We start from the raw sequence: 23,193 nt of genomic DNA on the forward strand, positions 1-23,193 counted from the left end.
GTAAGAAAACGGATTGTCAGTAAACTATACACTGACAGACACGATTATCATAGCGGATGCAAACCAAACAGCAATAGTAACGCTGCTCAAATTAAAGGAGCAGATTATATCAGCACATTTTTAAATCTACTAAAAATAACAAGCGAATTAAGCAATAAGTCTGGTTATAAATAACAAAAAGCCAAGTTATCCAGCCACATAATATATGATAGCGAAATAACTTGGCTTTTTTTAGCTCAAAGCTTATTGACTAATAATAACTAGGCAAAAACAATAATAGTCACCAGTACTATTATCATCTTCGCCTAAGCTATCATAGAGCCAATGTCTTAGGCGTCTTGGCTGACTTTGAACAGTTGACGACCACGGTAGAAACCATCTTTAGTCATGTGATGACGACGATGTTTTTCACCAGTAGTAGCATCTACGCTTAGTTCAGCAATTTCCATACGATGATGTGAACGGCGCATGTCACGACGAGAACGGCTTTTACGACTTTTTTGAACAGCCATGATATAGCTCCTATACTTAAAAGGGATAAGCTTGAAATTCAGCTTAAGTCGATACTGACAGAGGCTATATAATCATAACAACCTAAGTCTTAAGCATCATTAGTTAAATAGATTGCCACTCACATAAAGCACTGACCAAGGCTGAATTCTATAAAAAATTTACCCAGTCAGTTTCTATCAGCAAGCAACAGGTTGCTCGAATGCAATAAACCGGACATTATACGCATGTTTATTAAATTAATAAAGCCCTGCCTTGCACTCTTCTGTACAAAGCTGATAAAAGGCTTTTTAAATGCATTGAGTAGATAATTTTGACGCTTATAGTTTGCCTTTTAACGAGGCTAAAGCAGCGAAAGGATTTTCACCTTCCTCTTCTTCTGGTATCTCGCCAAACTGCTCAACAGACATCTCACAATCGTCATGCTTTGGCGCCATTGGCGTCTTGAGCAAGATCTCGTCTTCTACCAACTTTTTAAATGGCAACAGACGCTCTGGAGATTGCTCTGTGACAATTTCATCCAGTAATAAATAATCTTGTTCATCTTTAACTAAACGAACCTGACTATCGTTTTCTAGTAGCGCGATGTCATAATCATCAGACAAGTCTATCGCGATTGGTTGTAAGCAGCGCTGACAAGTTAGCCAAACATCACCTGTCAAAGTAAATGCTAAATGCAAGACGTTGTTGCGACGATATAAGTTAGCGTTGAGCTGTATATCTGACTGCTCATGCTCAATGCTCAGAGTAGTAGCAAGACGATCAAACGAGTTTGGTTTTACCTCTCCTGACCATTCATAACCAGTGTCTGCCCACTTATCTAAAGAAATATGCTCAGGCATGCCAGTAGATACAGGCGCTTTTTTATTGTCAGCGTGAGGTGCTGACGGTTTAGTTTCTGGAGTGCTTGACATGCGCGGCCTCATTCATAAAAACGGTGTATAATATTGCCTGCCATACTAACGGAAAGTGCCATATTCTGCTAGCGCTAGTATGTTAAGATTTTTTGATAGTAAATTTATTTAAGCTCTTTTACTACTTACCTTTTTACCTAAAGTTTTTTGTCTTTAGTATTTATTAAATCAATGTCTTCTCTATGAATCTATCCGATAATAAAATGAATTTTTCTGATTTACTTTCTTCTACTGAAGCAAGTTCGTTGCTACAACAGCTTACTCAATTAAAGAGTCATACTGAAAGGTCATCTAGCAATATACTCTCTGATGATAAAGATGAGTATTTAAACGAATGCAGAAGTCAGTGGCAAGAATTGTCTAGTACTCAATCTGACAATATTTACCTAGCAAAATTGGTAGTTGATAGCGAACGATTAGCTACCGACTGGCTCATACAGCTATTTAATACTTTATTTGCTAATCAGCAAATTATATTGGTTCGTAGTGATGGCGAACCCGAGTATTTTCCAGCTAAAAATAATGAACCCGCTCGAATTGAATTCGCTCACGGATTTTTTGCCAGTGCTTTACATGAAATCAGTCATTGGTGCGTAGCTGGCGACGCTCGTAGACAACTATCTGACTTTGGCTACTGGTATGCCCCAGATGGACGATCAGCGGCGCAGCAGCAGGCATTTGAGCGTGTAGAAATCAAACCTCAAGCATTAGAGTGTTTATTCACTTTGGCGTGTGGACGAAATTTCCAAGTCTCACAAGATAATTTGTTTGCCGACTTCGACACCAGTAGTAGCACATTTGCTAGTGATGTCTATCAGCAAGTAAAAAGCTATATAGCCAAACCTCATACTCTGCCGCGTGACGCTAAAACTTTACTGATTGCGTTACTTAGAGCTTGCACTTCTTCATCTGAGATCAGCGCTTAGTTTAAATTACTAAGCGTTCCTACTTATTAACGATTTTCTACGGTTGGTAACGCCTTGCCACTAAACTTATATCTACTTTGAGCTATACTGATAACTGAAGTGGTATTTTGAAGATATCGATCTGCTTTAGTTCTAGAATAGTTTTTCTAATATATCCAGTGATTGAACCACATCTAATTAATGAAAAATTTGTCTCAATTAAAAACCAATAATTATAAAATAAGGAACCATTATGGAAGTCTTCTATATTCACCCCGATAATCCGCAGCCACGTCTCATTGAGCAAGCCGCTGACCTATTGCGCAGAGATCAGTTAATTATTTATCCAACGGATACCAGTTATGCTTTTGGTTGCCGTTTGGGTGCAAAGGATGCCCTAGCTAAGCTTAAGCAAATCCGTGAACTCGATGATAAGCATCAATTTACCTTGCTGTGCCGCGACTTGAGCGAAATTGCCAATTATGCAACAGTTGATAATGTGCAATTTAAACAGCTGAAAGCCCATACCCCTGCTCCAATTACTTTTATTCTTACTGCCACCAAAGACGTACCGAAAAAACTGGCGCATGCAAAGAAAAAGACCATTGGTATTCGTGTACCTAGTAACCCTATTGCTCAAGCATTATTAGAAGCAATGGATGAACCTATCTTAACCAGCTCACTGATTTTGCCTAATCGAGACGATATTTTGGATGACCCATTTGAGATTGAAGATTTGCTAGGCAATCAAATCGATGGTCTCATCAATGCAGGTATAAAGACGACCAAGCTTACTACTATCGTGGATATGACTAGCAGCGTTCCTGAAGTTATCAGACAAGGTGCGGCCAATGTCGATTCGTTATTACTCTAAGCAGCTAATTATTGCTTTAAACAGCTACTAGTATATTTGGTCAAATTTAAGACAAAAAAAAGCTCCAATTGCATTGGAGCTTTTTTATGAAATATGTCTTGGTGCAAAACTAGTCGCGATCAACCAATTCTACATAAGCCATTGGCGCATTGTCACCATCACGGTAACCGCATTTTACGATACGCAAATAACCACCTGGACGCGTCTGGTAACGAGGACCTAACGTGCCAAATAACTTGCCTACCATAGCTTTGCTACGCATACGGCTGAATGCTAAACGACGGTTAGCAACGCTGTCTTCTTTAGCCATAGTGATCAATGGCTCGGCAACGCGACGTAGTTCTTTAGCTTTTGGTAAAGTTGTTTTGATCAGTTCATGCTCAAATAATGAGTTAGTCATGTTCTGAAACATTGCCTTACGATGACTGCCGGTACGACCCAGCTTGACTCCACTCTTACGATGGCGCATAGTCAAAAATCCTTAAAGTTTAACGGCTACGATAAGAAAAGCGATCATCAACACGTAAATCAGCTGGTGGCCAGTTATCTAGGCGCATACCGAGCTCTAAATCTTTAGACGCTAATACGTCCTTGATTTCTGTCAATGATTTCTTACCAAGATTTGGGGTTTTTAGAAGTTCAGTCTCTGAACGCTGTACCAAATCACCGATATAGTAAATGTTTTCAGCTTTCAAGCAGTTGGCTGAGCGAACCGTTAGTTCAAGATCGTCCACAGGGCGTAATAGCACCGGATCAACCTCTTCTTTCTCTTTCACAGGCTCAGGCGCTTCTTCAGCTTCTAGGTCAACAAAGATAGAAATCTGTTGTTGTAAAATAGTGGCTGCTTTACGAATTGCTTCTTCTGGATCTATAGTGCCATTAGTTTCAAGCTCAATGATAAGACGATCAAGATCAGTACGCTGCTCTACACGAGCGTTCTCAACCTGATAAGCAACACGAAGCACAGGACTAAAACTTGCATCAAGCTTTAAGCGTCCAATTGCTTTAGTATCACCATCTTCACGGCGCTGGTTTGCTGGCTCATATCCACGACCCATCACTACACGCAAACGCATCTTAAGATGACCACGGTCGCTCAATGTACCCAAGACCAATTCTGGATTGATGATGTCAACATTGTGCGGCAACGCGATGTCTGCAGCAGTAATAGTGCCTGGACCTTGTTTATCCAAGGTCAAAAATACTTCATTTTGGTCATGAAGAGTAATTGCTAAGCCTTTTAGGTTCAAAAGCAAATCAAGTACGTCTTCTTGCAGGCCTTCAAGCGTTGAGTATTCATGGTCAACACCATCAATCTCAGCTTCAATGACTGCAGCACCAGGTAATGAAGATAACAAGATGCGACGCAGAGCATTACCTAGGGTATGCCCAAAGCCGCGTTCTAACGGTTCGAGCGTGACTTTCGCAATCGTTTCGTTAACCGTATCCACATTAATGGCATTCGGCGTTAGAAACTCAGTTGCATTTAGCATCATGATGTCACCTCGATTTATTAAACTGGTTTAATTAACGTTAATTGCTCAATGCCATTTTCATAACATTGAGCATTACGTCATTACTTAGAGTATAGCTCAACGATCAAGCTTTCGTTGATTTCAGCAGGTAGATCAATACGATCAGGCGCATGTTTAAACGTGCCTTGTAGTTTGCTGTGGTCAACATCAAGCCATTCTGGAATACCACGTTGTGTCGCTAATTCGATAGCGTTTTTAATACGTAGTTGTTCGCGAGATTTCTCTTGGATAGCGATGACATCACCATCTTGAAGCTGAATTGAAGGAATGTTCACACGAACAAACTCATCACGGCCAGCTTTTTTTACCATAACAGTACGATGACTGACTAGCTGACGTGCTTCTGCGCGAGTTGAGCCAAAGCCCATGCGATATACAACGTTATCTAGACGGCTCTCAAGCATTGCTAGCAAGTTTTCACCAGTAGCGCCACGCTTACGAGCAGCTTCTTTATAGTAGTTCGCGAATTGACGCTCTAGTACACCATAAATACGCTTAACTTTTTGCTTTTCACGCAACTGTAGAGCATATTCTGAGGTCTTGTTACGGCTTACGCCATGCTGACCTGGTGGACGACCAGCTTTCTTCGTTTTTACGTCATACGGTTTAACGCCAGACTTAAGGCCTAAATCCGTACCTTCACGACGTGATAATTTCAGTTTTGGTCCAATATAGCGGGCCATTGTTATGTCTCCTATAAGCTTTTAGTATAAAAAGCTTCGTCTTTAATATTAGACGCGGCGCTTTTTCGGCGCACGGCAACCATTGTGTGGGATTGGGGTTACATCAGAGATGCTGTTAACTTTATAACCCAATGCACCTAGTGCTCTTACCGCAGACTCACGACCCGGTCCTGGTCCTTTGACCAAAACATCGATATTCTTAACACCATATTCTTGGGCCGCTTTACCAGCGACTTCAGCTGCAACCTGAGCTGCAAATGGTGTAGATTTACGTGAACCACGGAAGCCTTGTCCACCTGAAGTGGCCCAAGCCAATGCATTACCTTGACGATCGGTAATCGTAACAATGGTGTTATTAAAAGACGCATGGATATGGGCAATGCCCTCCGATACTGAACGACGAGCCACCTTTTTGCGACTGCGAGTGTCTTTTGCCATCTTTTAGCTTCCTAAGTTAATTATCTTTTGAGAGGGCGTGTCGGACCCTTACGAGTACGAGCGTTGTTCTTGGTGTTCTGACCTCTAACTGGTAGGTTACGACGATGACGGATGCCACGGTAACAACCAAGATCAACTAAACGCTTGATGTTCATTGAAACTTCACGACGAAGGTCACCTTCAGTCATGTAGTTTGCAACTTGTGCACGGATAGCATCTAACTGTGTATCATCTAACTGACTGACTTTAGTAGTAGGGGCGATGCCAACTGCTTCTAAGATTTTCTGAGCAGTGGTACGACCTACACCAAAGATGTAAGTTAGTGAAATAACAGCATGCTTATTATCCGGAATGTTTACGCCGGCAATACGAGCCATTGATTTCTCTCCATTAAAGAAAAATAAGCGTTATCTAGCGATAAGGCTTTACTCTTCAGATTTGTTGCTGTTAATACTAGAGCTTTTATAATTATTATCGATGTTTTGACTATAAGTCTGCTCATCGATTCTATTATAAAAGATTTTGTATAAACACGGCAAGTGGCGGATGATATCGCATCCGCCGTTATTTTTCAAGTATTAATTTAATTAGCAGCGAAAACTAGATGTTTTCTAATACTAAAGATTAACCTTGACGTTGCTTGTGGCGAGGTTCTGCTGTACAAATAATATGTACACGGCCTTTACGGCGCACAACTTTACAGCTACCACAAATCTTTTTAACTGATGCTTGAACTTTCATAGCATGCTCCTTGAAATATCGTACCGCTCATTTAAGGTTGAGTGGGCGATTGAATTAACGTCTGATCATGATATTGATGGGTCATCAAATGCGCTTGAATCTGCGAGATGAAGTCCATTACCACAACCACCATAATCAGTAAAGACGTACCACCGAGTTGAAACGGCACACCAAACGATGACTGGACGACCATTGGCATTAAACAAATAACCGTCATATACATCGCGCCAATAAAGGTCAGTCGGTTTAATACATGATCGAGGTAACGCTGAGTTTGTTGTCCTGGGCGAATACCTGGGATATACGCACCACTACGTTTAAGGTTCTCTGCTACTTCACGCGGACTAAATACCAATGCCGTATAAAAATAACAGAAGAAAATAATCATTGCGCCAAACAGTACTAAATATAGCGGCTGTCCTGGAGACAACACCAATGCCATATTTTGAAGTATTTTCTGTACAAAGGTAGGATCAGTCGATTGACCGACCCACTGCCCTAAACTTGCAGGAAACAATAACAAAGAACTGGCAAAAATAGCTGGGATAACCCCTGCCATATTTAGCTTCAACGGCAAATGTGATTGCTGCTGAGCGTAAATTTTGCGGCCTTGTTGCTGCTTTTGAGCATAGTTCACAGGAACACGGCGTTGAGCACGTTCAATATAAACGATACCCGCAGTAACCGCGATACCTAGCAGTACAAAAATAAATAGTACAATCAAGTTCATCTGACCTTGATTGACCTGTTCAATAGACTGCGAAATCATACCTGGCGTACCAGCCACAATACTCGCAAAAATGAGCATTGAAATACCATTACCTACGCCACGTTCTGTAATCTGCTCACCAAGCCACATTAAGAACATTGCGCCTGCTACTAAAGAAGTAACAGCTGGAATATAAAAGGTAAGACCAGTAGATAAAGTAAGGTTTTGGCTGATTAAGCCGGCACACATTCCTAGTGACTGTACTAGGGCTAAAGCAAGCGTTCCCTGACGGGTATACTTGTTTAGCTTGCGTCGTCCCGCTTCACCTTCTTTTTTGAGGGCTTCAAGCGATGGCAATACTGCAGACATCATCTGTACGATAATCGATGCTGAAATATATGGCATAATGCCAAGTGCCATGATAGACATACGCTCTAGCGCACCACCTGAGAACATATTAAACATGCTCAGAATGGTGTTTTCGTTGCGCGAAAACAGATCAGCCAAGTTAACTGGGTTAATACCCGGAACTGGAATATGTGACCCTAAACGATAAACAATCAATGCGCCGATTAAAAATAATAAACGCGTCCATAGCTCATCATACTTACGTATAAATGCAAATGGATTAAGCGGTATACCAGCCGATGACATTGATTGTTTTGACACGTTACTACTCCTCGATGCTACCACCAGCAGCTTCGATAGCTTGCTTAGCACCTTTAGTCACTTTAATACCTTTGAAAGTATAAGCTTTAGTGACTTCGCCTGATAGCATTACACGAGCACGTTTCATATCGTGACGGATAAGATTAGCAGCTTTAAGTGTTTCAAGGCTAACTACATCGCCTTCAATTTTATTCAGTTCAGAAAGACGTACTTCAGCAGTCTTCATAGCCAGTTTACTGGTAAAACCAAATTTTGGTAGACGGCGATATAGAGGCATCTGACCACCTTCAAATCCTGAGCGAATGCTAGAACCTGAACGAGATTTCTGACCTTTTACACCACGACCACCAGTCTTACCAAGACCTGAACCGATACCACGACCACGACGTTGGGCAGTTTTCTTTGCGCCAACACCTGGTGATAATTCATTTAATCTAAGACCCATTACGCTTCCTCCACTTTTACCATGTAGTTAACGCGATTGACCATACCACGAGTCGAAGGAGTATCTTCTACTACTACAGTATGATTAATACGGCGTAAACCCAATCCTTTCAAGCTCGCTTTGTGGCTCTTTAGGCGATGGGCACCCGATTTAAATTGAGTGACTTTCATTTTTTTCATCGTAACTCACCTAGTCTAAGTTAACCCAAGATTTCGTCTACAGATTTACCACGTTTAGCTGCCATCTTCTCTGGAGTTGACATATCACGTAAACCGTTAAACGTTGCGCGAACAACGTTAGCAGTATTGGTAGAACCATAACATTTAGTCAAAACATCTTTGACACCAGCAACTTCTAATACAGCACGCATTGCGCCACCAGCGATTACGCCAGTACCTTCAGATGCAGGTTGCATATAGACTTTACTAGCACCATGACGTGCTTTGATTGGATGATGCAAAGTTGCATCATTTAGCTCAACAGTAATCATATTACGTTTGGCAGCTTCTAGTGCTTTTTGGATAGCAGCTGGCACTTCACGTGCTTTACCACGACCAAAACCTACACGACCATTTCCATCACCCACTACAGTCAATGCAGTGAAAGAGAAAATACGACCACCTTTAACAACTTTCGCTACGCGATCAACGGTAACTAAGCGTTCTACTAGACCGTCAGTCTGTTCATTTTTATCATTTTTATCATTTCTAGCCATGATTAAAACTCCAATCCGTTTTCGCGAGCAGCTTCTGCTAAAGCTTTAACTCGACCATGATATTTGAAACCACTACGGTCAAAGGCAACTTTAGTAATGCCAGCTGCTTTTGCGCGTTCTGCGATCATTTGGCCTACAGACGTTGCTGAATCAGCATTACCAGTCGCGCCTGAACGCAAGCTGCTGTCTAAGGTAGATGCCTGAGCAATCACTTCACCACCATTTGGAGAGATAATCTGGGCATAAATATGTTTTGACGTGCGGTTAACCGTTAAGCGATGAACGCCTAAGAAACGGATATGCGCGCGTGTTTTCTTAGCTCGACGCAGACGAGCTGCTTTTTTATCAAACATTTCAACTCACCTTATTTTTTCTTAGCTTCTTTGCGAATCACATGCTCGTCACTATAACGAATACCTTTACCTTTGTAAGGCTCAGGTGGGCGGAAACCACGGATGTTAGCGGCTGCTTGACCAAGCTGCTGTTTATTGTTTGATTTCAAAACAATTTCAGTTTGAGTTGGCGTTTCAGCTGATACACCTTCAGGTAACGTATACTCTACTGGATGAGAATAACCAACGTTCAAGGTTACCTTGTTACCAGTAACTTGCGCGCGATAACCAACACCAATTAACTGAAGACGTCTTTCAAAGCCTTCGTTCACGCCAGTAACATAGTTGTTAACAAGAGCGCGCATGGTGCCAGTGTGCATCATAGCTTCTTTTGAATCGACTGTAGGTGAGAAAATGATAGCATCATCTTCCTGTTTCAGCTCGACCAATTCATGCAGGCGTAAAGACATAGAACCGTTCTTGCCTTTAACTTCGACCTGCCGATCGTTCAAAGTAACGCTTACGCCGTTTGGCAGCGTCACTGGGGCTTTAGCCACACGAGACATAGGAATATTCCTTAAAAAATTTAACTTCTTTATATTAGCGAAAAAACTAACAGGCTAAAAAGCGTGTTAGTTTAGCATAGTTGACTGTGTTAGACATCTATCAATTCAAAATAATTTAATATTATTCAATCAATAGAAGCCTAACAACCATCAAATAGACTTCATCGTCGTATAGCTTATGCTACAAATGCGACGATTTCACCACCGATACCAGCAGCGCGTGCAGCACGATCGCTCATGATACCTTGGCTAGTAGATACGATAGCAACACCCATACCTTGCTTAACAGTAGGGATTTCGTCTTTACCGCGGAATTGGCGAAGACCAGGGCGGCTATAACGTTGAATAGTTTCGATAACCGCACGGCCTTCGAAGTATTTCAATTCAATAGTAAGGGTTGCTTTGTTGTTTTCTTGCTCAGTAACAACAGCGCTCGCCACATAACCTTCGCTAACTAGCAAATCAGCAATTGATTTACGTAATTTAGAGCTCGGCATTGCTACCGATACTTTGTTAGCCATTTGTGCGTTACGGATACGGGTTAGCATATCCCCAACGGTATCTTGCATACTCATATAGTTACTCCTTACCAGCTTGCTTTACGAACACCAGGCACATCGCCTTGCATGACACGCTCACGCAGCATATTGCGTGACAAGCCAAACTTGCGGAAGTAACCGTGAGGACGACCGGTGATAGCACAACGATTACGCAGACGTACTGGTGATGAGTTGCGTGGAAGAGCTTGTAGCTCTAACATCGCTTCCATACGAGTTTCGTCACTTGCAGTCATATCACTGATAGTTTCTTTTAGCTTGATACGCTTTTCAGCATATTTAGCAACCATTTTTTCGCGCTTTAATTCGCGGTTAATCATGCTCTTCTTTGCCATAACGTCTTTACCTTATTTAAATGGGAAGCCGAATGCTTTAAGCAACGCACGACCTTCTTCATCAGATTGAGCTGACGTGGTGATTGTCACATCCATACCACGGATACGATCAATCTTGTCAAAATCTACTTCTGGGAATACGATTTGCTCTTTGATACCCAATGAGTAGTTACCACGTCCGTCAAAGGCTTTAGGTGAAAAACCGCGGAAATCACGAATACGAGGAATTGCAATGGCAACGAGACGATCTAAAAATTCGTACATTTGCTCACCGCGTAGCGTTACTTTACAGCCAATTGGCCATTCTTCACGAATCTTAAAGCCAGCAACTGATTTACGCGCTTTGGTGACAACAGGTTTTTGACCAGCAATCGCGGTCATATCAGCTACAGCACCTTCCAACAATTTCTTGTCTTGAGACGCGCCGCCTACACCCATGTTAAGTGTGATTTTAGTGATTTTAGGCACTTGCATCACATTTGCCAAACCAAGCTCTTCTTTGATTTGCTGCTTTAGTTCATCGTTATATAAAGATTTTAATCTTGCCATTACCATTACACCCTTAGTGTCTTACGCAGTCGCCACTACTTCACCGCTTGAACGATAGACGCGTTGTTTCTTGCCGTCTTCGCCAAACTGATAAGTAATACGGTCTGCTTTTTGGGTTTGCGCATTTAAGATTGCGACATTTGAGATATGCAGAAAAGCTTCTTGCTTAAGAATGCCACCTTCAACGCCAGTTGCCTGATTTGGCTTCTGATGTTTAGTAACAATATTAATGCCTTCAACTTTAATACGATCGTTTTTTACAGCTTGTACAGTACCTTGCTTGCCTTTGTCTTTCCCAGCAATCACGATAACTGTATCGCCTTTACGTAATTTTGACATGGATTACCTCACAATACTTCTGGTGCTAGTGATACAATTTTCATAAACTGATCACCACGTAGTTCACGAGTTACCGGTCCAAAAATACGAGTTGCAATCGGCGCTTTGTTTTGGTTCAACAATACCGCAGCATTGTCGTCAAAACGTAACACAGAACCATCTGGACGACGAACGCCTTTTTTGGTACGTACAACTACTGCATTCATCACGTCGCCTTTTTTAACACGACCACGAGGAATGGCTTCTTTAACCGTTACTTTAATAATGTCGCCAACTGATGCATAACGACGATGAGAACCACCCAGTACTTTAATGCACTGAACTCGCCTTGCACCGCTATTGTCTGCAACTTCCAGCATTGACTCAACCTGAATCATAGCGTTACTCCACACGTATGAGCAATAAAAACCAGTTGCTGCCGCTAGCACAGAATGAGTAGGACGGCATTTTAATATAAATAACCGCGACTTACTCTTAATGTGAGTGATATACGCTCGGCGCAATCAGCATCCTTAAAAAGGCGGCTATTTTAACAGCTTCTGGCTTTTAATGCAATTTACTTAGATTTTTTCTACTTTTTCAACCACATCAACTAAAGTCCAAGACTTAGTTTTTGAGATTGGACGCGTTTCTTTGATGCGGACAAGGTCGCCTTGTTGGCAAACGTTATTCTCATCATGAGCTTTGATTTTCGTAGAACGACGAAGCTGCTTGCCATACAAAGGATGACGAACCAGACGCTCAATCAAAACTGTGATGGACTTATCCATCTTGTCGCTGACAACTCGTCCTGTCAATACGCTAGCATTGGTAGCTGTTTGATTGTTATCGCTCATGAGTCGCCTCGTTGTTTCTCGTTAATCAAAGTCTGAAGCTGGGCAATCGTGCGACGATTGGCTCTAACTTCATGGGTATTACCCAACTGACCAGTTGCTTTAGCCATACGAATACGGAAAGCATCAAGTTGCTTTTCATCAAGTAACTGGGTCAGTTCTTCTAATGATTTATCACGTAATTCACTGATCTTCATTACATTATCGTCCGCTTAACAATGGTAGTTTTAAAGGGCAATTTTGCTGCAGCGAGCGTTAATGCATCACGAGCAAGCTCTTCAGATACCCCTTCAATTTCATATAGCACTTTACCAGGTTTGATTTCGCATACCCAATATTCTACTGGACCTTTACCTTTACCCATACGTACTTCTAATGGTTTGTTGGTAATTGGTTTGTCAGGGAATACACGAATCCAAATCTTACCGCCACGCTTAATTTTACGAGTGATGGTACGACGTGCTGCTTCGATTTGACGAGCTGTCATACGACCACGCGTCAATGATTTTAGACCAATTTGTCCGAATGCAACGGTGCTTCCACGATGAGCTAGCCCAGTGTTACGACCTTTGTGCATTTTACGAAACTTGGTACGTTTTGGCTGTAACATAGTTTAACCTCTGTCTGAGTTTCGACGGTTTCCACGACCACGGCGTTTTGGCGCACGAGTCTGCTCTTCTTTGACGGGATTATATACACTGTTCATACCGTCAAGGATTTCGCCACGGAAAATCCAAACTTTAACACCGATGGTGCCGTAAGTTGTCTCTGCACGAATTGACGAGTAGTCAATATCAGCACGGAGTGTATGCAATGGCACACGACCTTCACGGTACCATTCACTACGAGCAATCTCAGCACCGCCTAGACGGCCAGACAGCTCAACCTTGATACCTTTAGCACCAGAACGCATGCTGTTCTGTACCGCGCGTTTCATCGCACGACGGAACATAACACGACGCTCAAGCTGGCTACCGATGCCGTCTGCTACCAAACGTGCATCAAGGTCAGGTGACGTGATTTCTTCAATGTTGACCTGAGCAGGTACGCCCATAATTTTGGTCAATTCTTTTTGAAGTCTTTCGATATCTTCGCCTTTCTTACCGATAACAATACCAGGACGCGCAGTGGCGATGGTAATCTTAGCAGCGCCAGTAGGACGCTCGATCATGATGTTGCTGATCATAGCGTTATCTAGCTTTTTGCGTAGATATTCACGAACTTGAATGTCGTTGATTAGGTATTCTGAGTATTGTTTAGGGTTAGCATACCAGTTTGCGTTATGCTTTTTTACAACACCAAGACGAATTCCGATTGGATGTACTTTTTGACCCATAACTTATTCTCCTACCTTTATAGTGATGTGACAAGTACGCTTGCTGATACGATCAGCACGGCCTTTGGCACGTGGTAGGATACGTTTTAGCGTAATGCCTTCATCAACATAGATAGTAGCGACTTTTAGGTCGTCAATATCTAAGCCGTGATTATGTTCGGCATTGGCGATGGCTGAGTTAAGGCATTTCTTAACAAACACAGCGCCTTTTTTATTGCTATACGTTAGGATATCCAAAGCACGCTCAATAGATTTGCCACGAACTTCATCAGCAACGAGTCTAACTTTTTGTGCCGATATGGCGGCACCGCGTAATTTTGCAGTTACTTCCATGGTAAGCACCTTATCTCTTAGCTTTTTTGTCAATGCCGTGACCACGATACGTACGAGTCGGGGCAAATTCACCTAGTTTATGACCAACCATCTGCTCGCTCACGATAACCGGTACATGAGTACGGCCGTTGTGAACAGATAAAGTTAGGCCAACCATTTGTGGCAGAATCATCGAGCGGCGCGACCAAGTCTTAATTGGCTTGCGTGAGTTGGTGTCTAATGCATTCTCAACTTTAGCAAACAAGTGCGCGTCTATGAATGGACCTTTTTTCAATGAACGAGGCATGAAATTCTTCCTTTATTTCTTCTTGGCGCGACGGCGGATGATCATGTTGTCAGTACGCTTATTGTGACGCGTTTTAAGTCCTTTAGACTTCTGACCCCAAGGGCTGGTTGGATGGCGACCTTTGTTACGACCTTCACCACCACCGTGTGGGTGATCAACCGGGTTCATAGCGACACCACGAACAGAAGGACGAACACCACGCCAACGTGAAGCACCGGCTTTACCAAGTGATTTCAAGTTGTTTTCAGTGTTAGAAACTTCACCAATAACAGCGCGGCAATTTACGTGTACACGGCGAGTTTCGCCAGAACGCATACGTAGAATAGCATAAACACCGTCACGACCTAATAACTGAACGCTAGCACCCGCAGAACGAGCCATCTGTGCACCTTTACCGATTTTAAGCTCGATATTGTGAATCACAGTACCCAATGGGATGTTTTTTAGCGGTAAGCAGTTACCTGGACGAATTGGAGAAGTCTCGCCTGACATTACTGTATCACCAACTACTTGTTTCTTAGCAGCGATAATGTAACGACGTTCGCCATCAGCATACTTAAGTAGAGCAATATGAGCAGTACGGTTAGGATCGTATTCGATACGCTCTACCGTTGCTGGGATATTGTCTTTAGTACGTTTGAAATCGATAATGCGATAATGTTGCTTATGACCACCGCCAATGTGACGAGTAGTAATGCGGCCATTATTGTTACGACCACCTGACTTGCTTTTTGATTCTAGAAGTGCTGCAAACGGACGACCTTTGTACAGGTGTGGATGCACTACTTTTTCAACAAAACGACGGCCTGGTGATGTTGGCTTTGCTCTTACGATAGGCATGAGTGTAATCCTTATTCGTTATTCGCTGTTTCACTAGTAGAATCAGTAGTATTCGCTACTTCTTCACCAGCATCAGCCATTTGTACATCTTGACCAGCTTTTAAGGTAACATAGGCTTTTTTGTAGTCGTTACGACGGCCGATGCTTTTACCAAAACGCTTTGTCTTACCTTTAACATTCAAAGTGTTTACTTTAGTAACTTCAACACCTTCAAACATCAACTCAACTGCTTTCTTGACTTCAAGCTTAGTAGCATTAGAATCAATTTTAAATACCTGCACACCAAGTGAGTCGCCAAGCATTTGAGATTTTTCTGAGAATACAGGCCCTCTTAAGACCTGATAAAGTCTTGCGTTATTCATGCTAGTGCTTCCTCAAATTGTTTCGCAGCTTCAACTGACATGATCACTTTATCAAATGCGATCAAGCTCACTGGGTCCACTTCGTTTGTACCAAGTACATTGACATGTGGAATGTTGCGAGCAGCTAAGTATAAGTTTTCATCAACTTCTTTAGTAACGATTAGTGCACGAGGTGCATTCAAATCGTTTAACTTAGCAATCAGTTCTTTGGTTTTCGGCCCAGAAACGCTCAACTCTTCTACCAAAATCAGACGCTCTTGACGAATCAATTCTGCTAGGATGCACTGCATCGCACCGCGATACATTTTACGGTTTACTTTCTGTGACCAATCTTGTGGTTTTGCAGCGAATGCACGACCACCTGAACGCCAGATTGGGCTACGAATAGAACCCGCACGAGCGCGACCAGTACCTTTTTGGCGCCATGGCTTAATACCACCGCCAGAAACTTCGGCACGTGTTTTTTGTGCGCGTGTACCTTGGCGAGCACCAGCTAAATAAGCGGTGACGACTTGATGCACTAGTGCTTCGTTGAATTCACGACCAAATGCCGTATCAGAAAGCTCAACCGCCGCACCTGTAACTGTTTTTAAATCCACGTTAATCCCCTTGCTTAGGCTTTGACTGACGGACGTACGATAACATCGCCACCGGTGGCACCTGGGATAGCACCCTTGATGACAAGTAACCCTTTTTCGGCATCAACCGAAATCACTTCTAGGCCCTGAACGGTAACACGTTTGTTACCCATCTGGCCCGCCATCTTCTTGCCTTTGAATACTTTACCTGGTGACTGGTTTTGACCAGTTGAACCATGCGCACGATGAGACACTGAGTTACCATGAGTAGCATCTTGCATACTAAAGTTGTGACGCTTAACAGGGCCTTGGAAACCTTTACCTTTGCTCTGTCCTGTCACATCAACCATCTGACCTTGTTCGAACAAGTCAGCTAGAATCTCGCCACCAATCTCACGACCTTCAAGATCGCTTTCGTTGGCACGGAATTCCCAAACACCACGGCCAGCTTTAACGCCAGCTTTAGCGAAGTGACCCTTTTGTGCAGCTGTTACGCGGCTGTCACGACGAGTACCTGTGGTAATTTGGATGGCTTGATAACCATCTACATCAGTATTTTTTACTTGAGTAATGCGGTTTGCATCGACCTCAACAACTGTTACAGGGATAGATGCGCCTGTTTCAGTGAAGACACGGGTCATGCCGCACTTTTTACCGACTAAACCGATCGCCATTTTAGACCTCTTTATATCTTATATTAATGGGTTGGGTGTTTAATGTGCATTAACCCAAAGCAATTTGAACGTCAACACCCGCCGCTAAATCTAATTTCATTAGCGCATCCACAGTTTTGTCAGTTGGCTGAACGATATCAACCATACGCTTATGAGTACGGATTTCGTACTGGTCACGAGCGTCTTTGTTAACGTGTGGTGAGGTTAGAACGTTGAAGCGCTCAATGCGAGTCGGCAACGGTACAGGACCACAAACTTGCGCACCGGTGCGCTTTGCAGTATCAACAATCTCTTGTGCAGATTGATCAATCAGACGATGATCAAAAGACTTAAGACGGATACGGATTCTCTGGTTAGCCATGCCAGCAAGCTCCTAATATGTGCCTTTGTCATTCTTGCGTCGCAAGACCATGATCAAAAGCAGTTTGGTTAAATATTCACTTAAAGCGGCCTTCTGTTCTTAACCAGAATGAGTTCTTTATCCGAACTTATAGCGTGCCAAAAGCAAAATAGTTTAAAGCCCCGCCAACCCTCCTATTAAATGGAAAGTAGCAAAGGCATAATGAAATAGTGCTAGAAACGATGCTCTAGCTGTCATAGCGCCAGCTTTTTTTATTCAGCTGCGCATATATAATTCAGTGGTGTATATTATACATAGTATTTTAGGTATTGCAAGAGCAATCTCTATTGTGATTAGAGATGCTCATTCTTAGACTAATATTCAGTCACATAAATACTTTCATCTAGAACTATCATTTGTTTTGAATAATATTAATCTAAAACAATATCATACTGCTCTTGGGTGTATAGATTCTCTACATCAAAAGTAATGACCCTACCCAGTAGATACTCTAAATCAGCCACTGTGTCTGACTCTGTCGTAAGTAGTAAGTCAATGACTGCCGCATGAGCCACCACTGTGAACTTTTTGGGAGAATTATAAGTACGGGCGCAGCGCATAATCTCACGGAAGATCTCAAAGCAAACCGTCTCTGCCGTTTTGACAAACCCGCGACCTTGACAAGTTGAACACGGTTCACAAAGCTGCTGGCCCAACGACTCACGCGTGCGCTTGCGTGTCATCTCCACTAAGCCAAGTTCACTAACCTGCGTAATCTTAGTTTTTGCATAATCTTGGGTAAGCTGCGCCTGTAAACTCTCAAGCACGTCATCTTTATGCTGCTGTTCAAGCATATCGATAAAATCTAGAATAATAATGCCGCCTAGATTACGTAGTCGTAGCTGACGAGCGATAGCATGTGTGGCTTCTAGATTAGTCTTATAAACCGTATCCTCTAATGAGCGACCACCCACAAAAGAGCCTGTATTGACATCAATCGTGGTCATGGCTTCGGTTTGATCGATAATCAGATAACCACCAGACTTTAGATCCACACGGCGCTTTAGTGCGTCACGTAAGTCATCCTCGACACGGTGTACATCGAATAACGACTGCTCAGCGGTGTAGTGCACGATTCGATCATAAACGAATGGAACAAACTCTTTGGCAAAGTATCTGACTTGCTCATAGATTTGCGTATTATCAATAATGACTTTTTCGGTATCAGCGTGAACCAAATCACGGATAGAACGTAATGGTAATGACAGTTCTTGATAGATCAGCTCTGAGCTCTGATGATGATTAATCTCTTGGCGACGAGCACAGATGGTACGCCATAGCTGCAATAAATAATAGATGTCCTCTTCTAGCTTATCGACAGGAACGCGCTCGGCTGCAGTACGGGCAATCAGTCCACCTTTTAGATTGACCGTCTGCATTAGGCTACTAAGCTCAGTCTTTAATCGGCTACGCTCTTCTTCACCATCGATACGCTGCGATATACCAATATGATCACTCGATGGCAAATATACTAGATAACGTGATGGCAGTGAGATGTTGGTCGTTAGACGAGCACCTTTGCTCCCTAACTGGTCTTTGGTTACCTGTACCAAAATACGCTGACTTTCATGCAGACGATGCTGAATCAATGTTTTAGACGCTGGTACGATCTCTGTGCTTTGCGCACTGACAACAGGTGGTGTCACAGCCAAGCTATCAGCAGCAGCGTTGGTAGTTGCATCGTCCTCATTTATCTCGTGCTTAGTGGCCTTAGCCGCTTTGTTTTTTTCTGCGACGGGGCGTGGTTCACGCTGCATATCGTTGACATGTAGAAATGCGGTCCGCGATTGACCAATATCTACGAAGGCTGCCTGCATACCAGGAAGGACACGTACGACCGTTCCCAGATAGATATTGCCGACCAACCCCAGTTTGTGATGTCGTTCAATATAAATCTCGCCCAAAATACCATTGTCTAAAACCGCAACACGGGATTCCATTGGACTAATATTAATCAGCAGCTCTTCGGACATAGTTTTTTCTCTTATCTCTCAGCTTTCTTATTAGACGGTCATCGCCTATTAGATTGACAGTGTAACAAATGCGACTTGCTCTTGCCCATTACCCTACCGTGTCATTATGTGCATATCCCATTATAACGGGTTGACTGTGTCCATACTGCCTTCTGTCATTTCTTTGATTAGTGCCAACGTTTGTGCCAGTGGCAGACCAACGACATTGGTATAGCTGCCGTTGATACGACTGACCCATGCCGCACCCAGTCCTTGAATACCATACCCACCTGCTTTATCAGCTGGCTCTCCACTATCCCAGTAGTCGCTCATCATCTGTGTCGTCAGTGGTATAAAAGTCACTTCCGTACGCTCAGTGATTCGCTGCTGATTAATAATTTGCAATGAATGTGTAGGTTCTGATGGGCTTGGTTTTGCTTTAGGCAATAGCTGTACTTGAGTCGCTTGAACGGCAGTCCATACTTCGTGGACGCTATCAGACATACACTGCCACATACTATATGCGTGCTCGCGATCGACGGGCTTGACCAAGACTGTCTTACCATCCGACAGCACGCCAATTGTATCAGAAGTCAAAATAATAAATGGTGATGTGAGGCTACCGTGATTTGCTTGAGATGTGTCGCACAATTTTTGTATCGCGGCATCGGCTTTGGTTGCGACCATGCGTTCGATATAGTCTGTCGGCGACTCATTATCTAACGGCGTCTCATCGATATCTACACTTAAGATAGTAAAGTCTAGTTGCGCTCTTTCTAGTAGCTCACGACGACGCGGAGAGCCAGACGCTAAAACGATATCCATCGATATTCTCTTCATTTATAAATTTATGATGTGTGTGGTCATACAGTATTGTGGGCCGAGCAAGCTAAGCTGTTAATCAGAGTAACAGCTATAGCTAGTGACTCATTAACGCGAAAACTTGCGCAAAGCAAACAGCACGAGTGGCCAGCTAATGATACTCATAAATAATGACAAAGCCGACTGGGCGACAAAGACGTTTTGAATAAACATCTGTAGTATCCATAGATTTAACTGAAAGACAATTAGCCCTAGACTAGCAATTAACCACGCGCTAATTGTGTTCAACTGTCTGACATAGATACTGGTAATTTTGATAATCAGTGCAACCACAACAGCGGCGAACGCTTGCTGTCCTAAATGGGTATCCATCAATAAATCAGCAATCAGTCCAACCGTAAATGCGGTAAAAATGCCGACATAGCGCGGCTGAAACAGTAACCAATAGATCAGCACCATGATCATGACCATGGGACGCAGTGTGGCCATACTTGGACTTAATGGATAGACATTGAGTGATGATGCAGCGATGAAACTTAGAACAATCACAACTATCAATAGTATCGTGGCATTCTCAGAATCAGGATACGACATGGATACTTACCTTAGCGAGTGTTTGATGGTTGCGGTGATATTGTTGATTGAGTATTGGCAAGGTGAATACCATAAGTGGAAAGCTTTAAAACATTAATAAACCAGCTAGTTAGCCGTAAATACTGTGGCTTACGTCATTATCTACGGGGCACTAGCAGTAGCATTGTTCTCATTTAACAGCTTGTCTTGAAGTATTAGTACATAGGCATTATCGATAAAGTTAGCTGCTGGAGTAACTTCGATCGTTCTAAAGTTGTCGGTTTGCTCGTCTTTGACATGCGCGATACGCCCTACTCGATAACCTGCCGGAATACGTCCGCCCAATCCTGACGACACTAGCTCATCACCTACCCGCACATCCGATGTTTTGAAGACGTAATTGAGACTCAATGAAGATGGGATACCTTGGCCTGTAACGATGGCGCGCTGACCAGTACGCTTAACAGTAACCGCAACTGACTGCTGCTCATCTGTAATCAACAACAGACGGCTAGTATTCGGATAGACATTGATAATCTGTCCTAATACGCCGTCTTCATCGATGACCGTTTGCCCAACTTGTACGCCATCTTGCTCACCTTTATTAAGCACGACAATCTGTCTGAGCAAGTTGGTATCTGTGCCGATGACTTGCGCCAAATTAAGATCGAACTGCTCAGGCTTGGTGGTAGATAAGATACCTTGCAGGCGTGCATTCTGTGCCAAGATATAATCTTGCTGTTGTAACTTGGCATGCGCGTGTATCAATTGCGATTTTAGCTGCATGTTTTCGCGACGCAGTGCTTCTTTTGATTGCAGGCTGCCACCAGCCCAATGCTTGGCATAGCTTGGTAATAGAGACAGCTCATAGATTGGCTGCATGGCGGCATGACTGGTGCTACGTACTGGCTTAAACCAATCAGAGTTTTTGCTATCAAACCACATCAAAATTAAGGCTGCTATCAATACGATAACAGTCTTACGAAGTGATAACGGCTGGCGAGCAAAAATACTTGGAGTCATAAGTCGTCTGATTTAAGGATTCTAAAATGAACAATAGCACTTATTTACAGCATGAGTGTTTATCGAGGATATTGGGTTCTAGCACAAATGAATGTAATTAAAGGTAGCACAATCGGCTACCTTTAATTTTATATATAGTCAATTCTCTATAAATTAGGTACGGTGTCAGTCTCGCTCAGCCTACTATTTGTAGTACTTTCGCTCGGCTTCCTTATATCTAAATTATATTGAACCGACTATATTTATAGTTCCATGATTCACATAAATCATCATATACTGCCAATACTATAGGGCAATTAAGAATAAAGATGAATTAAACAAAAATCATATTTAAACTTTTGTTATTGATGAAATCAAGCGCGATACCACCGCCACGGCTAACGCAGGTTAATGGGTCTTCTGCTACCGTCACTGGCAAACCGGTCTCTTGTGAGATAAGTTTGTCTAAGTCACGTAATAGTGCGCCGCCACCTGTCAATACAATGCCACGCTCAGCGATATCTGATGACAACTCTGGCGGAGTCTGCTCAAGTGCTACTTTTACAGCGCTAACAATACCGCTCAATGGATCAGTCAATGCTTTTTGCACTTCTTCTGAATTGACAGTAAAGGTCTTTGGCACACCTTCTGCCATGCTACGACCACGAACTTCTACTTCTAGTTGGCTGTCTTCATTCAATGCAGAACCGACTTCTTTTTTGATGCGCTCAGCAGTCGTCTCACCGATGACACAACCATGCGTACGGCGTACATGAGTGATGATCGCTTCATCAAACATATCGCCACCGATACGAATCGACTCAGCATATACGCAACCAGATAGCGCGATAACAGCAATCTCAGTCGTACCACCACCGATATCCACAACCATAGAACCACTGGCTTCATGAACTGGCATACCAGCACCGATAGCTGCAGCCATCGGCTCTTCTAGCAATAGTACTTTGCTGGCACCTGCTGATGATACTGCCTCACGAATCGCCTTGCGCTCAACTAGAGTAGACTTACATGGTACACAAACCACAACGTTAGGCTGTGCCATAAAACGCTTGGCTTTTACTTTAGCGATAAAGTGCTTAAGCATTTTTTGCGTCACTTCAAAATCAGCAATCACACCGTCTTTTAACGGGCGAATCGCAGTGATGTTCGCAGGCGTACGGCCTAGCATCTGCTTGGCATCGATACCAACAGCGGCGACGGTCGGGTTTTGAGTACGATTGCTTCGTAACGCGACCACCGTAGGCTCGTCAAGCACGACGCCTTTATTAGGAATAAAAATTAGGGTGTTCGCAGTACCGAGGTCGATAGCGATATTATTTGATAAAAATCCAAACAGGTTCATGACTAATATATCCAGCGTCTTAC

The 23,193-nt window shown here is 43.0% G+C and carries 37 protein-coding genes; 2 read left to right on the top strand and 35 right to left on the bottom strand.

The window, feature by feature from the left end; genetic code table 11:
- Positions 1 to 329: 329 nt before the first annotated feature.
- Both rpmF and ACTXGF_RS24365 read right to left on the bottom strand, forming a co-directional pair.
- Positions 330 to 512 carry a 50S ribosomal protein L32 gene (rpmF, locus tag ACTXGF_RS24360; RefSeq protein ID WP_057758809.1) on the bottom strand — a complete coding sequence of 61 codons (183 nt, stop codon included), beginning with the start codon at positions 510 to 512 and terminating at the stop codon, positions 330 to 332.
- Positions 513 to 830: 318 nt separating this feature from the next.
- Positions 831 to 1,424 (bottom strand): YceD family protein, encoded by a 594-nt coding sequence (locus ACTXGF_RS24365; protein ID WP_443535437.1) that lies wholly within the window; start codon positions 1,422 to 1,424, stop codon positions 831 to 833.
- Positions 1,425 to 1,606: 182 nt separating this feature from the next.
- Here ACTXGF_RS24365 and ACTXGF_RS24370 point away from each other — a divergent pair, with 182 nt between their 5' ends.
- Together ACTXGF_RS24370 and ACTXGF_RS24375 are read left to right on the top strand one after the other, a co-directional pair.
- On the top strand, positions 1,607 to 2,350 hold the full coding sequence (locus tag ACTXGF_RS24370) for an elongation factor P hydroxylase (protein WP_443535435.1): 744 nt from the start codon (positions 1,607 to 1,609) through the stop codon (positions 2,348 to 2,350).
- Between the two features lie 232 nt (positions 2,351 to 2,582).
- Positions 2,583 to 3,203 (top strand): L-threonylcarbamoyladenylate synthase, encoded by a 621-nt coding sequence (locus tag ACTXGF_RS24375; protein ID WP_102077934.1) that lies wholly within the window; start codon positions 2,583 to 2,585, stop codon positions 3,201 to 3,203.
- 109 nt (positions 3,204 to 3,312) lie between these two features.
- On the opposite strand, the gene rplQ is transcribed toward ACTXGF_RS24375, so the two are convergent.
- The 33 genes from rplQ to ACTXGF_RS24540 form a co-directional block, all read right to left on the bottom strand.
- Positions 3,313 to 3,672 carry a 50S ribosomal protein L17 gene (gene rplQ, locus ACTXGF_RS24380; protein ID WP_021813387.1) on the bottom strand — a complete coding sequence of 120 codons (360 nt, stop codon included), beginning with the start codon at positions 3,670 to 3,672 and terminating at the stop codon, positions 3,313 to 3,315.
- 19 nt (positions 3,673 to 3,691) lie between these two features.
- The gene (locus ACTXGF_RS24385; protein ID WP_021813386.1) at positions 3,692 to 4,699 is read right to left on the bottom strand and encodes a DNA-directed RNA polymerase subunit alpha; all 1,008 of its coding nucleotides are present in this window, start codon (positions 4,697 to 4,699) and stop codon (positions 3,692 to 3,694) included.
- An 80-nt stretch (positions 4,700 to 4,779) separates the two neighbouring features.
- Positions 4,780 to 5,421: a 30S ribosomal protein S4 gene (gene rpsD / locus ACTXGF_RS24390; protein WP_057758723.1), complete on the bottom strand. Its 642-nt coding sequence runs from the start codon at positions 5,419 to 5,421 to the stop codon at positions 4,780 to 4,782.
- A gap of 48 nt (positions 5,422 to 5,469) precedes the next feature.
- Positions 5,470 to 5,859: a 30S ribosomal protein S11 gene (gene rpsK / locus ACTXGF_RS24395; protein WP_010196728.1), complete on the bottom strand. Its 390-nt coding sequence runs from the start codon at positions 5,857 to 5,859 to the stop codon at positions 5,470 to 5,472.
- Positions 5,860 to 5,879: 20 nt separating this feature from the next.
- Positions 5,880 to 6,236 (bottom strand): 30S ribosomal protein S13, encoded by a 357-nt coding sequence (gene rpsM / locus ACTXGF_RS24400; RefSeq protein ID WP_021813384.1) that lies wholly within the window; start codon positions 6,234 to 6,236, stop codon positions 5,880 to 5,882.
- Between the two features lie 247 nt (positions 6,237 to 6,483).
- The gene (rpmJ, locus tag ACTXGF_RS24405) at positions 6,484 to 6,600 is read right to left on the bottom strand and encodes a 50S ribosomal protein L36 (protein ID WP_010196721.1); all 117 of its coding nucleotides are present in this window, start codon (positions 6,598 to 6,600) and stop codon (positions 6,484 to 6,486) included.
- Positions 6,601 to 6,631: 31 nt separating this feature from the next.
- On the bottom strand, positions 6,632 to 7,963 hold the full coding sequence (secY, locus tag ACTXGF_RS24410; protein ID WP_166739245.1) for a preprotein translocase subunit SecY: 1,332 nt from the start codon (positions 7,961 to 7,963) through the stop codon (positions 6,632 to 6,634).
- A 19-nt stretch (positions 7,964 to 7,982) separates the two neighbouring features.
- Entirely contained in the window at positions 7,983 to 8,423 is a 441-nt protein-coding gene (gene rplO, locus ACTXGF_RS24415) for a 50S ribosomal protein L15 (protein ID WP_057758719.1), read from the bottom strand.
- Positions 8,423 to 8,602, bottom strand: coding sequence for a 50S ribosomal protein L30 (gene rpmD, locus ACTXGF_RS24420; RefSeq protein ID WP_057758718.1), 180 nt, complete (start codon positions 8,600 to 8,602; stop codon positions 8,423 to 8,425). Before rpmD ends, rplO begins: the two co-directional genes overlap by 1 nt.
- Positions 8,603 to 8,622: 20 nt before the next feature.
- Positions 8,623 to 9,138 (bottom strand): 30S ribosomal protein S5, encoded by a 516-nt coding sequence (gene rpsE / locus ACTXGF_RS24425; RefSeq protein WP_057758716.1) that lies wholly within the window; start codon positions 9,136 to 9,138, stop codon positions 8,623 to 8,625.
- Between the two features lie 2 nt (positions 9,139 to 9,140).
- The gene (rplR, locus tag ACTXGF_RS24430; protein ID WP_057758713.1) at positions 9,141 to 9,491 is read right to left on the bottom strand and encodes a 50S ribosomal protein L18; all 351 of its coding nucleotides are present in this window, start codon (positions 9,489 to 9,491) and stop codon (positions 9,141 to 9,143) included.
- Positions 9,492 to 9,502: 11 nt separating this feature from the next.
- A complete protein-coding gene (gene rplF / locus ACTXGF_RS24435; protein ID WP_057758710.1) occupies positions 9,503 to 10,036 on the bottom strand; it encodes a 50S ribosomal protein L6 in 534 nt (177 codons plus the stop codon).
- 176 nt (positions 10,037 to 10,212) lie between these two features.
- Complete coding sequence (rpsH, locus tag ACTXGF_RS24440; protein WP_057758708.1) at positions 10,213 to 10,611, bottom strand: 30S ribosomal protein S8; 399 nt, start codon at positions 10,609 to 10,611, stop codon at positions 10,213 to 10,215.
- Positions 10,612 to 10,622: 11 nt separating this feature from the next.
- Positions 10,623 to 10,928, bottom strand: coding sequence for a 30S ribosomal protein S14 (gene rpsN, locus ACTXGF_RS24445; RefSeq protein WP_010196705.1), 306 nt, complete (start codon positions 10,926 to 10,928; stop codon positions 10,623 to 10,625).
- Between the two features lie 12 nt (positions 10,929 to 10,940).
- On the bottom strand, positions 10,941 to 11,477 hold the full coding sequence (gene rplE / locus ACTXGF_RS24450; RefSeq protein ID WP_101204865.1) for a 50S ribosomal protein L5: 537 nt from the start codon (positions 11,475 to 11,477) through the stop codon (positions 10,941 to 10,943).
- A gap of 21 nt (positions 11,478 to 11,498) precedes the next feature.
- Complete coding sequence (gene rplX, locus ACTXGF_RS24455) at positions 11,499 to 11,816, bottom strand: 50S ribosomal protein L24 (RefSeq protein ID WP_101204866.1); 318 nt, start codon at positions 11,814 to 11,816, stop codon at positions 11,499 to 11,501.
- Positions 11,817 to 11,824: 8 nt separating this feature from the next.
- The gene (gene rplN, locus ACTXGF_RS24460; protein WP_010196702.1) at positions 11,825 to 12,193 is read right to left on the bottom strand and encodes a 50S ribosomal protein L14; all 369 of its coding nucleotides are present in this window, start codon (positions 12,191 to 12,193) and stop codon (positions 11,825 to 11,827) included.
- 183 nt (positions 12,194 to 12,376) lie between these two features.
- On the bottom strand, positions 12,377 to 12,652 hold the full coding sequence (gene rpsQ, locus ACTXGF_RS24465) for a 30S ribosomal protein S17 (RefSeq protein WP_021813375.1): 276 nt from the start codon (positions 12,650 to 12,652) through the stop codon (positions 12,377 to 12,379).
- Complete coding sequence (rpmC, locus tag ACTXGF_RS24470; protein ID WP_025644397.1) at positions 12,649 to 12,846, bottom strand: 50S ribosomal protein L29; 198 nt, start codon at positions 12,844 to 12,846, stop codon at positions 12,649 to 12,651. Before rpmC ends, rpsQ begins: the two co-directional genes overlap by 4 nt.
- Positions 12,846 to 13,259: a 50S ribosomal protein L16 gene (gene rplP / locus ACTXGF_RS24475; RefSeq protein ID WP_025644399.1), complete on the bottom strand. Its 414-nt coding sequence runs from the start codon at positions 13,257 to 13,259 to the stop codon at positions 12,846 to 12,848. The genes rpmC and rplP overlap by 1 nt, the downstream gene beginning before the upstream one ends.
- Positions 13,260 to 13,262: 3 nt before the next feature.
- The gene (gene rpsC / locus ACTXGF_RS24480; protein ID WP_057758704.1) at positions 13,263 to 13,985 is read right to left on the bottom strand and encodes a 30S ribosomal protein S3; all 723 of its coding nucleotides are present in this window, start codon (positions 13,983 to 13,985) and stop codon (positions 13,263 to 13,265) included.
- A 3-nt stretch (positions 13,986 to 13,988) separates the two neighbouring features.
- Positions 13,989 to 14,318, bottom strand: a complete 330-nt coding sequence (rplV, locus tag ACTXGF_RS24485) for a 50S ribosomal protein L22 (protein WP_021813373.1) — start codon at positions 14,316 to 14,318, stop codon at positions 13,989 to 13,991.
- 10 nt (positions 14,319 to 14,328) lie between these two features.
- Positions 14,329 to 14,604 carry a 30S ribosomal protein S19 gene (gene rpsS / locus ACTXGF_RS24490; RefSeq protein WP_010196682.1) on the bottom strand — a complete coding sequence of 92 codons (276 nt, stop codon included), beginning with the start codon at positions 14,602 to 14,604 and terminating at the stop codon, positions 14,329 to 14,331.
- 12 nt (positions 14,605 to 14,616) lie between these two features.
- The gene (gene rplB, locus ACTXGF_RS24495; RefSeq protein WP_057758702.1) at positions 14,617 to 15,444 is read right to left on the bottom strand and encodes a 50S ribosomal protein L2; all 828 of its coding nucleotides are present in this window, start codon (positions 15,442 to 15,444) and stop codon (positions 14,617 to 14,619) included.
- A gap of 11 nt (positions 15,445 to 15,455) precedes the next feature.
- Positions 15,456 to 15,806, bottom strand: a complete 351-nt coding sequence (gene rplW, locus ACTXGF_RS24500) for a 50S ribosomal protein L23 (protein WP_057758700.1) — start codon at positions 15,804 to 15,806, stop codon at positions 15,456 to 15,458.
- The gene (gene rplD, locus ACTXGF_RS24505; RefSeq protein WP_057758698.1) at positions 15,803 to 16,405 is read right to left on the bottom strand and encodes a 50S ribosomal protein L4; all 603 of its coding nucleotides are present in this window, start codon (positions 16,403 to 16,405) and stop codon (positions 15,803 to 15,805) included. Before rplD ends, rplW begins: the two co-directional genes overlap by 4 nt.
- Positions 16,406 to 16,419: 14 nt before the next feature.
- Positions 16,420 to 17,058 carry a 50S ribosomal protein L3 gene (gene rplC, locus ACTXGF_RS24510; protein ID WP_057758696.1) on the bottom strand — a complete coding sequence of 213 codons (639 nt, stop codon included), beginning with the start codon at positions 17,056 to 17,058 and terminating at the stop codon, positions 16,420 to 16,422.
- 49 nt (positions 17,059 to 17,107) lie between these two features.
- On the bottom strand, positions 17,108 to 17,419 hold the full coding sequence (gene rpsJ / locus ACTXGF_RS24515) for a 30S ribosomal protein S10 (protein WP_010196670.1): 312 nt from the start codon (positions 17,417 to 17,419) through the stop codon (positions 17,108 to 17,110).
- Positions 17,420 to 17,829: 410 nt separating this feature from the next.
- Positions 17,830 to 19,431: an Rne/Rng family ribonuclease gene (locus ACTXGF_RS24520; protein WP_443535431.1), complete on the bottom strand. Its 1,602-nt coding sequence runs from the start codon at positions 19,429 to 19,431 to the stop codon at positions 17,830 to 17,832.
- A 120-nt stretch (positions 19,432 to 19,551) separates the two neighbouring features.
- The gene (locus ACTXGF_RS24525; RefSeq protein ID WP_443535430.1) at positions 19,552 to 20,235 is read right to left on the bottom strand and encodes a Maf family protein; all 684 of its coding nucleotides are present in this window, start codon (positions 20,233 to 20,235) and stop codon (positions 19,552 to 19,554) included.
- A gap of 105 nt (positions 20,236 to 20,340) precedes the next feature.
- Positions 20,341 to 20,826: a rod shape-determining protein MreD gene (gene mreD / locus ACTXGF_RS24530; protein WP_443535428.1), complete on the bottom strand. Its 486-nt coding sequence runs from the start codon at positions 20,824 to 20,826 to the stop codon at positions 20,341 to 20,343.
- A gap of 141 nt (positions 20,827 to 20,967) precedes the next feature.
- Complete coding sequence (gene mreC / locus ACTXGF_RS24535) at positions 20,968 to 21,828, bottom strand: rod shape-determining protein MreC (RefSeq protein WP_201569443.1); 861 nt, start codon at positions 21,826 to 21,828, stop codon at positions 20,968 to 20,970.
- 313 nt (positions 21,829 to 22,141) lie between these two features.
- Positions 22,142 to 23,179, bottom strand: a complete 1,038-nt coding sequence (locus ACTXGF_RS24540) for a rod shape-determining protein (RefSeq protein WP_057758685.1) — start codon at positions 23,177 to 23,179, stop codon at positions 22,142 to 22,144.
- Positions 23,180 to 23,193: the final 14 nt, after the last annotated feature.

The organism is Psychrobacter sp. 1Y6 (genome assembly GCF_052258385.2).
In the GTDB taxonomy this organism is placed as follows: Bacteria; Pseudomonadota; Gammaproteobacteria; order Pseudomonadales; family Moraxellaceae; genus Psychrobacter.